Source organism: Bradyrhizobium sp. 61 (genome assembly GCF_023073075.1).
GTDB lineage: Bacteria > Pseudomonadota > Alphaproteobacteria > Rhizobiales > Xanthobacteraceae > Bradyrhizobium > Bradyrhizobium barranii.
The window spans coordinates 1-1,887 of record NZ_JADPIU010000104.1 but is presented as its reverse complement, the minus strand read 5'-3'; the positions used below and the strand labels follow the sequence as shown (position 1 = coordinate 1,887).

Sequence of the window (1,887 nt, the reverse complement as noted above, 5' to 3'; positions counted from 1 at the left end):
CAGCTTCAAGCTTGACGATCAGCTTGCTATATTTCTCAACGCCTTCTTTTGCCCACGCGAGTCCCTCACGGGCGGATACGAGTTCGCAATCAATGCAGCGTTGTTTGAACGGTCTACCGTGGCCGCAGCCTTTCTTCAGAATCGTCATGGCGTTTCTTTCATGCGGGCGCTCTGCGGTTCCAAATCTCAATCGCTTTCGCGCGTTCAAGGCCATTGGTCTCAACGCGCACTTCGCAATTGGCGTTGGCGCATTGGACCATGTAGAAGCCTGATCCGGCCTGTCGTCTGTCTATTAAGGGGGCCTCGCCGCAGAACGGGCACGGCACTGGTTCGATGGGCATCACCGCTCTCCATTCGGCAACGGTGGTGTTGCGGTCTCCAAGTCCGCGACCGTAAAACGGCGCTCCCAAGGCCACCATTTGAAGCCCTGTTCGTGAACGCCGCAATCGGTCGGCGTCTTCACCTTTGCGGCAATCGGCGCGGGGCGAGGTGGTACTATCGGAAAACGCTGGTCCAGCAGTGCGAACCATCCATCACACGCCTGGCAATGATGAGGCTTGTTGAGGATGTCTTGCAGCATGTGGTCTGGCGCATCCTCCAGGGTGTAGCGTCGCATATACGGCGCCTCGTCGGCCTTGGTCTGGAACTCGACCGGCTTCCCACAGTGTGGGCAATCGGCGTAGACGCTATCGAACAATCCCATCTCTCTCGCCCTCGCTACTGATCTGTGCGACTGACCTGCCGCTTCATCCAAACGAAATGGCTGGTGAACTGAACGGAAACCGCCACAACCTCCCAGCCGGCCGATCCCCATGTATTCAGGCGCACCTCAGCTTGCTTGTCGTTGCCGGGCGCCATATCGACGACCTTGTATTCCCACCTAGTCCTGTCCACCATTACGACTGTCCTTGCCTCATTGCGGAGGCGTTAGCTTGCCTTCCTGGGCAAGCTGCTTGTTCGACTTCCTCATGGTGATGAAGTATTCAGTGCCCTGAATCGTCACCCAGAGGTCGCCGCAAGACCCGTCTGTGCCACTATCGATCGAAGTCCCTGCATCCTTGACGTTTTCTAGGAAATCTCTGATCTCGTAAGCCAGAGAGATGGGCTTCTTGTCCCATCCCTCCGGGATCATATCCATCACCTTTCGCATCCGCTCCTGTTCGCTCATCGGGGCTCTCCCTGTCACTGTGAGGTGGTGTCTGGGCTATCTTTTGGCAGGTCGCACAGCCCTCGAATCTTGAGCGCGATATCGAGAAGTTCTTCAGCGACGATGGCGCCGTTGAAGATGGAAGTACCGCGCGCTGCGAAGCCACTCGCGCGGGTTGCTACGCTTTGCGCCAGCGCCTCGATAGCCCATGCCTCGCTCAACTTCATGACTGACCCCTGCACTCTGGTTATGAGGTGACGTGGCGCTAGGCCACGTTCCTCCCCTCGACGCCACGCGCCATGCGGGCCTTGGTGCGAGATTGCAGTGCTTCCATCGCCTCCTGGACCTTCTCCAGGGCGATCTCGTTTTCGCGGCAGGCAAAGGGGCCGTTCTGAAACGAGTTGAGCCGGTCGGCGACGATGGCGAGCAGGACTTCCTGCGTCACGCCGTTGACCCCGCGTTCGTTGATCGGGCCATTCTGGAAGCTGATATGGTGGTCGGCGATCTTGTGCGGCAACCCGCTGCCGTCGTTGGTCGCCTCGATGCGGTATTCGTGGTTTGCGCCTCCAGCGCCGGGCTGGTCGAGCACGGTGATGCGGAGGCGGTCGTTCACGGGATTGACGATGTGGCTGGTGATCTCTCTCATGGCAGTCTCTCCTTATGCCGCCCTATGCGGCCTTTAGTTGGAAGTGACTGACGACCGGCTTGTTTCTGCTAGATTTTTCCGAGTGTCTGGAACA

The 1,887-nt window shown here is 58.5% G+C and carries 5 protein-coding genes; all 5 read right to left on the bottom strand.

Annotated features, from left to right (window positions below):
• Positions 1-340: 340 nt before the first annotated feature.
• Genes IVB46_RS40555 through IVB46_RS40535 form a run of 5 tightly spaced genes read right to left on the bottom strand, consistent with a single transcriptional unit; the run spans position 341 to position 1,793 of the window.
• Positions 341-703: a hypothetical protein gene (locus tag IVB46_RS40555; RefSeq protein ID WP_247345419.1), complete on the bottom strand. Its 363-nt coding sequence runs from the start codon at positions 701-703 to the stop codon at positions 341-343.
• A 14-nt stretch (positions 704-717) separates the two neighbouring features.
• A complete protein-coding gene (locus IVB46_RS40550) occupies positions 718-897 on the bottom strand; it encodes a hypothetical protein (protein ID WP_247345416.1) in 180 nt (59 codons plus the stop codon).
• 16 nt (positions 898-913) lie between these two features.
• Positions 914-1,168, bottom strand: coding sequence for a hypothetical protein (locus tag IVB46_RS40545; protein WP_247345413.1), 255 nt, complete (start codon positions 1,166-1,168; stop codon positions 914-916).
• A gap of 14 nt (positions 1,169-1,182) precedes the next feature.
• The gene (locus tag IVB46_RS40540) at positions 1,183-1,374 is read right to left on the bottom strand and encodes a hypothetical protein (protein WP_247345410.1); all 192 of its coding nucleotides are present in this window, start codon (positions 1,372-1,374) and stop codon (positions 1,183-1,185) included.
• 38 nt (positions 1,375-1,412) lie between these two features.
• On the bottom strand, positions 1,413-1,793 hold the full coding sequence (locus IVB46_RS40535; RefSeq protein ID WP_247345407.1) for a hypothetical protein: 381 nt from the start codon (positions 1,791-1,793) through the stop codon (positions 1,413-1,415).
• Positions 1,794-1,887: the final 94 nt, after the last annotated feature.